General features: G+C 35.1%; 5 protein-coding genes and 1 other annotated feature. All 5 genes read left to right on the forward strand.

The annotated features are described in order from the left end of the window. Window positions 1-127 precede the first annotated feature (127 nt). The 5 genes from ACKI3H_RS10420 (at window position 128) to msrA (ending at window position 5,826) form a co-directional block, all read left to right on the forward strand. Entirely contained in the window at window positions 128-817 is a 690-nt protein-coding gene (locus ACKI3H_RS10420) for a response regulator transcription factor (RefSeq protein ID WP_035020942.1), read from the forward strand. Further along, window positions 817-1,998 carry a sensor histidine kinase gene (locus ACKI3H_RS10425; RefSeq protein ID WP_407372170.1) on the forward strand — a complete coding sequence of 394 codons (1,182 nt, stop codon included), beginning with the start codon at window positions 817-819 and terminating at the stop codon, window positions 1,996-1,998. Before ACKI3H_RS10420 ends, ACKI3H_RS10425 begins: the two co-directional genes overlap by 1 nt. Window positions 1,999-2,183: 185 nt before the next feature. Then, complete coding sequence (locus tag ACKI3H_RS10430) at window positions 2,184-3,503, forward strand: serine hydrolase (RefSeq protein ID WP_407372171.1); 1,320 nt, start codon at window positions 2,184-2,186, stop codon at window positions 3,501-3,503. A gap of 117 nt (window positions 3,504-3,620) precedes the next feature. Continuing rightward, window positions 3,621-3,858: a binding site (T-box leader), on the forward strand. A gap of 66 nt (window positions 3,859-3,924) precedes the next feature. Next, complete coding sequence (serS, locus tag ACKI3H_RS10435; RefSeq protein ID WP_407372172.1) at window positions 3,925-5,208, forward strand: serine--tRNA ligase; 1,284 nt, start codon at window positions 3,925-3,927, stop codon at window positions 5,206-5,208. A gap of 81 nt (window positions 5,209-5,289) precedes the next feature. Then, window positions 5,290-5,826 carry a peptide-methionine (S)-S-oxide reductase MsrA gene (gene msrA, locus ACKI3H_RS10440; protein WP_407372173.1) on the forward strand — a complete coding sequence of 179 codons (537 nt, stop codon included), beginning with the start codon at window positions 5,290-5,292 and terminating at the stop codon, window positions 5,824-5,826. The last annotated feature ends 465 nt before the right edge of the window (window positions 5,827-6,291 follow it).

Raw genomic sequence — 6,291 nt, forward strand, 5'->3', positions numbered from 1 at the left:
CTGCTAACTAAAGAAGATCAATAAAGTTCGATTCAGAACTTTATTGATCTTCTTTTAATAAATTCTTTAGTATTTTCTGATATGATAAGTAAAATCGGAAAAAATATGTCTAAATGAGGGATATTATATGAAAATTTTAGTAGTCGATGACGATAAAGAAATTGTAGAACTGTTAAGTATTTATATCCAAAATGAAGGATACGAAGTAGAAAAAGCTTATAACGGAAAAGAAGCGTTAACAAAAATCAAAACAATTAAAAATATAGATTTAATGGTACTCGATGTGATGATGCCTAACATGGATGGAAATCAAGTTGTAAAAGAAGTCCGCAAAGAGATGCAACTGCCAATTCTTATGCTTAGTGCTAAAACAACAGATATTGATAAAATCAAAGGCTTAGTAACTGGAGCGGATGATTATGTAGCTAAACCTTTTAATCCATTAGAAGTGATGGCTAGGATCAAATCTTTATTGCGTAGAAGTCATTATATGACTAACTCGCAAGAACAAAATAAACTTGAGGTTGGCCCATTATTGATTGAAAAAGAATCGCATGAAGTTCGAACAATCAATGGAGAGTTCATTCAGTTAACGGCTTTAGAATTTGGAATTTTATACTTATTAGCCAGCCATCCAAACCGGGTCTTTAGTGCAGATGAAATATTTGAACGTGTATGGCAACAAGAAAGTCTCGTTTCAGCTAAAACGGTCATGGTTCATGTCAGTCATTTAAGAGATAAGATCGAAGAAGCTACTGGTGGAGAAAAAGTGATTCAAACGGTTTGGGGAGTAGGGTATAAAATTGGTGAGCGGTAATGCCATTTGAGAAGATTGAAACACGGGAGTTGACTAGTTACTTGAAACTAACAAGGAAAGAAAAAAGTAAGTTGATTGTTGAAGGATTTATTACTATTGGATTGATTTTGATTTTGTATTATGCTGCTTTTCTTATTTTTAATCGCATACTTGTGGATTCTCCTGAAATTATTAGAGGGTTTTGGTTCTTTGGTGATGCTATTATTAGCGTTCGTGGAAATCAAATTATTTCTCTCACGCCGTTTTTTATCATTTTTTTAACAACGGTAGCAATAGGAACGATTTATTGGCGTTTAAAAAGACGCTACAAACAGATGCAGTTGAATCATATTATTAGTGAGCTGCATTATATCGCAGAAGGCCATTACGAGCATCGTATCACAACAGATTTTGGCGGCGATATGGAAAAAGTAGTGGATAGCATACATGTTTTGGTAGACAGCACAGTGCAAGCGATGGAAGATGAACGCCAGATAGAACAGTCTAAAGATGAACTAATCACGAATGTCAGTCACGACATTCGGACACCCTTGACTTCTATTATAGGCTATTTAGGATTAATTGAAGAAAGACGTTATCAAAGTGAAGAAGAATTATTGAAATATACTCATACTGCTTATACAAAAGCGAAACAAATGAAGGTTCTTGTAGAAGACTTATTTGAATATACAAAAGTACGTCAAACCACTACGCCTTTAAATCTATCTGAATTTGATATGGTGCAATTATTAGAACAGTTGGTAGCAGATTTTGAATTGGAAGCAGAAAAAAGGAATATGGTAATCGAAGTGGTTACTTCTTATGAGAGTGTCCAAATGGAAGCTGACACTGAAAAATTAGTTCGAGTGTTCAATAATTTAATTTCAAATGCGTTGAAGTACGGAAAAGGTGGTAAAAAAGTATTTATAGAAGTCCAAAAAACTGGAAAAGAAGCAATCATTTCAGTAAATAATGACGGACAGCCTATTCCGCAAAAATCATTGGACCAATTATTTGATCGTTTTTACCGTGTGGAAGAGTCTCGGTCACAAGAAACAGGAGGCACCGGTTTAGGATTGGCAATTGCACAAAGTATTGTAGCCCTTCATGGAGGATATATTTATGCCTCTTCTGATAGGAATTTAACTCGCTTTGTTATGCACTTGCCACTAAAACAATTAGCTGAAAAAAATAACGACTAAATTTAAAGGGATTTTAGCTAAAAACTTTTAAAAACGACCGTCTTATATTAGTTTTAGACAAAAGAGGGTTGTTTTTTTTTGTTTATTTCGCTAACATAGAAAACGCATGTAGTCATTTATTACAGAATATCATTTAACAAATACTTAAATAGAAAATCAAACGGACTGAGGAGACAATAAAAATCATGAAGAAATTAACTAAAATTAGTACTTTGTTTGTCACAATGCTATTGTTGGGAGCTTTTTCCCCATTAATTGCTAGTACAACTGTATCGGCAGCAACAATAGAACAACCTGCAATAGAAGCAGCAGCAGCGTTTGCTATTGAACCAACAACTGGAAAAGTGTTGTTAAATCAAAACGGCGATGAAAAACTAGGCATTGCTTCAATGACTAAGATGATTACAGAATATATTTTGTTGGAAACCATTAAAAATGGCGACTTGGCATGGGATGATCAAGTTAACATTAGTGAGTACGCTCATAACATTAGCCAAAATTATGAATTGTCAAATGTTCCTTTACGAGTAGACGATACCTATTCAGTAGAAGAACTTTACCAAGCAATGGCAATTTATTCAGCAAATGGAGCAACGATTGCACTTGCTGAACATATTGCTGGAGATGAAAAGTCATTTGTCGATATGATGCATGAAAAAGTTGAATCATGGGGTATTACAAATTATGAATTGTACAATACAACTGGTTTATCTAATTCCGATTTGAATGGTAACATTTATCCAGGTAGCACTGACGACAGTGAAAATTCAATGACTGCAAGAGAAATGTCGATTGTAGCTCAACGTCTACTATTAGATTTTCCTGAAGTGTTAAAGACTTCTAGTATTAGTGAAAAGAAATTTAGAGAAGGTACATCAGATGAAATTTCTATGCAAAACTTTAACTGGATGTTGCCAGGATTAATTTATGAGCGTGAAAATGTTGATGGATTAAAAACGGGGACAACTGATTTTGCTGGAGCTTCAATGACAGGTACAGCTGAAGAAGAAGGTATGCGTGTTGTTACAATCGTAATGAACGCAACGAATGGACAAGAGGATTTGAGCAAACGATTTGCTGAAACAGACAAAATAATGGATTGGGCATTTGAAAATTGGGATATGGTTCCTGTCTTTAAAGAAGACCAAACTTTAGAAGATGTAGAGCCTTTAGCCGTTGATAAAGGTAAAAAAGATACTTTAAAGGTAGCCGTTCAATCGGATGTGTCTTTATTGATTCCAACAAGTGTGGATAGCGAAAAGACAAATGCAACTATCCAAGTCAAAAAAGATTTATTAAATGAAGCGGGTAACTTAACTGCACCAATCAAAAAGGGAACAGAAGTAGGAACCGCGCAAGTCATCAGTGAAGGTGATGAGTTAGGATACGTTAATGGAGATGCAGGAGAAGAAGTTACCATTGTAGCTGCTTCAACTGTTGAAAAATCTAATGTATTTGTTTTAACGGGTCGCTGGGTGAAAGCTTTTATTAGTGACTTATTCTAAAGTGCGCTAATTAAAAATTTAATTACTTGTATAGCAAAAGGCTGGGGGGATTTTCCGGTCTTTTTTTTATTGACTTAAGCAAAGGGATTGGGTAGAATGTAAGCAACTGAATGAACACGAACGTTAGTAATGCGAATTAGTAAAATAGATTGAATACACAAAGAGAGTCAGTGGTTGGTGAAAACTGATGGTTTAATCTTTTGAATCCATCGCATGAAGTAAACAATGAACTCAGCTTTTTTGATAAAATTGTTTCGGATCCAGACCGTTATCTGATTGAAAAGAGTAGAGGATTCATAGGCAATCTTCTGAATTTGGGTGGTACCGCGAACGTTGAGGCCATTTCGTCCCATGAATAATGGATCGGAATGGCTTTTTTTGTACAATCGATTAGGAATCACAAAAAGAAAGGAAGATTCAGATGTTAGATATTAAACAATTAAGATTAGATTTTGATGCAACAGCTAAAAAATTAGAAGAACGTGGGGTTAAACACGAGCTATTAGAGGAATTTATTACTTTAGATAGTGAAAGACGTTCTTTGATTGTGACAACAGAAGAATTAAAAAGTTACCGTAATGAAGTATCTGGTGCAATTGCAACACTAAAACGTAGTAAAGAAAATGCAGATGAAAAAATAAAAGAAATGCGTGAAGTTGGAGAAAAAATAAAAGTTCTAGATGAACAATTAGCAGAAATTGATGAAAAAATAGAAATAATTGCTACTGGATTGCCAAATTTACCACATGATTCTGTGCCAGTAGGGGCAGATGAAGCAGACAACGTTGAAGTCCGCAAATGGGGAACGCCTGTAGAAGTGACGTTTGAAGCAAAAGCACATTGGGAAGTTGCTGAAGAGTTAGATATTTTAGACTTTGAACGAGGAGCAAAAGTTTCTGGAAGTCGTTTTGTCTACTATAAAGGACTAGGGGCTAGATTAGAGCGTGCGGTATACAATTTTATGCTAGACTTGCACACCGGTGAACATGGTTATACAGAAATGATGACACCTTATTTAGTGAATAGCGATTCAATGTTTGGTACAGGTCAGTTCCCAAAATTTAAAGAAGACGTATTCCAAATTGAAGGAACAGATTTAACGCTGATACCAACAGCAGAAGTTCCATTGACGAACTATTACCGCAATGAGATTTTAAAAGAAGAGCAACTTCCAGTATACTTTACTGCATTAAGTCCTTCATTTAGATCAGAAGCAGGTAGTGCAGGAAGAGACACTCGTGGATTGATACGCCTACATCAATTTAATAAAGTTGAAATGGTGAAATTTAGTAAACCGGAAACTTCTTATGATGAATTAGAAAAGATGACGAACAACGCTGAAGCAGTATTGCAAAAGTTAAATCTTCCTTATCGTGTATTAGCATTATGTACTGGAGATATGGGATTCTCTGCTGCAAAAACCTACGACCTAGAAGTGTGGATTCCTGCACAAGAAACGTATCGTGAAATCAGCTCTTGCTCAAATACCGAAGCATTTCAAGCTAGACGAGCAAAAATACGTTACCGTAATGAAGAAACAGGTAAATTAGAATACGTTCACACGTTAAATGGTTCAGGATTAGCAGTTGGACGAACAATAGCGGCTATTTTAGAAAACTACCAACAAGCAGATGGATCAGTTAAGATTCCTGATGTATTGGTTCCTTATATGGGTGGCGTAACTGAAATTCATAAAAAAGATTAAAAGAGAGTAATTCAAAATAATGTAAACCAATAAAGTTGAGTGCTATACTCTAATCATTAAGAATAAAAGGGGGAACCGATAGTGAGTGAACAAAAATTTGAGAAAGCAACATTTGCAGGTGGGTGTTTTTGGTGCATGGTAAAACCGTTTGAAACACAACCAGGTATCGAATCAGTTGTTTCGGGTTACACAGGTGGCCACACGGTCAACCCGACTTATGAAGAAGTATGTAGTGAAACCACTGGTCATACAGAAGCCGTTCAGATCACATTTGATCCTGAAAAATTTAGTTACAAGGATTTAGTGGAAATCTACTGGCAGCAAACAGATCCAACTGATGCAGGTGGACAATTTGCCGATAGAGGTTCATCTTATCGTCCTGTTATTTTTTATCATAATGAAGAGCAAAGACAATTAGCAGAAGCTTCTAAAGAAGCATTGCAAAATAGCGGTCGCTTTAAACAGCCGATTGTAACTGAAATTCAACCTGCTGAACCTTTTTATCCAGCAGAAGACTACCATCAAGGTTTCTACAAAAAGAATGCAGCTCATTATTCAAGATATAGACAAGGTTCGGGAAGAGCAGGCTTCATAGAGTCAAATTGGATTAACAGTTAAACACAAAATAATTGAAAGGTTGTTTTCCATTGATTTCAATGGAAAACGACCTTTTCTTAATCAATGAACAAAAACTGACGAAACTGTTATTTATAAAAAAACATTATACTGTATAAAAATATCTAACTAAATGTGGATAAAGGAGAAGATGGTTCGTGTTTTTGTAATCAAAACCGGATTTTGAATAAGTTTTCAAAAGAATGTTCAGTTATGGAAATTCATTTATTTTATTTCCCAAAAAAGGTTGACGAAATGCTAAAAACTTGTTATATTTATATACGTCGCTGAGGCAGGTTGAAATAAATCGCTACAGTGAAGGAATGAAAAATTAAAAAAGTTGTTGACAGATGATTCGCTAGATGCTATTATTAATGAGTTGTCACAAACGAAACAACACGCTTTAGACCTTTGAAAACTAAACAAAGTAAGACGAACCAAATGTGAGGGTGACTTAGCAGTGCTAAG

Source organism: Carnobacterium sp. (genome assembly GCF_045617425.1).
Classification (GTDB): domain Bacteria; phylum Bacillota; class Bacilli; order Lactobacillales; family Carnobacteriaceae; genus Carnobacterium_B.

What these genes read in the sequence shown, in the direction of transcription:
- ACKI3H_RS10420 (WP_035020942.1), top strand. Translation starts at nt 128, where the DNA reads ATGAAAATTTTAGTAGTCGATGACGATAAAGAAATTGTAGAACTGTTA.
- ACKI3H_RS10430 (WP_407372171.1), top strand. Translation starts at nt 2,184, where the DNA reads ATGAAGAAATTAACTAAAATTAGTACTTTGTTTGTCACAATGCTATTG.
- ACKI3H_RS10425 (WP_407372170.1), top strand. Translation starts at nt 817, where the DNA reads ATGCCATTTGAGAAGATTGAAACACGGGAGTTGACTAGTTACTTGAAA.
- serS (WP_407372172.1), top strand. Translation starts at nt 3,925, where the DNA reads ATGTTAGATATTAAACAATTAAGATTAGATTTTGATGCAACAGCTAAA.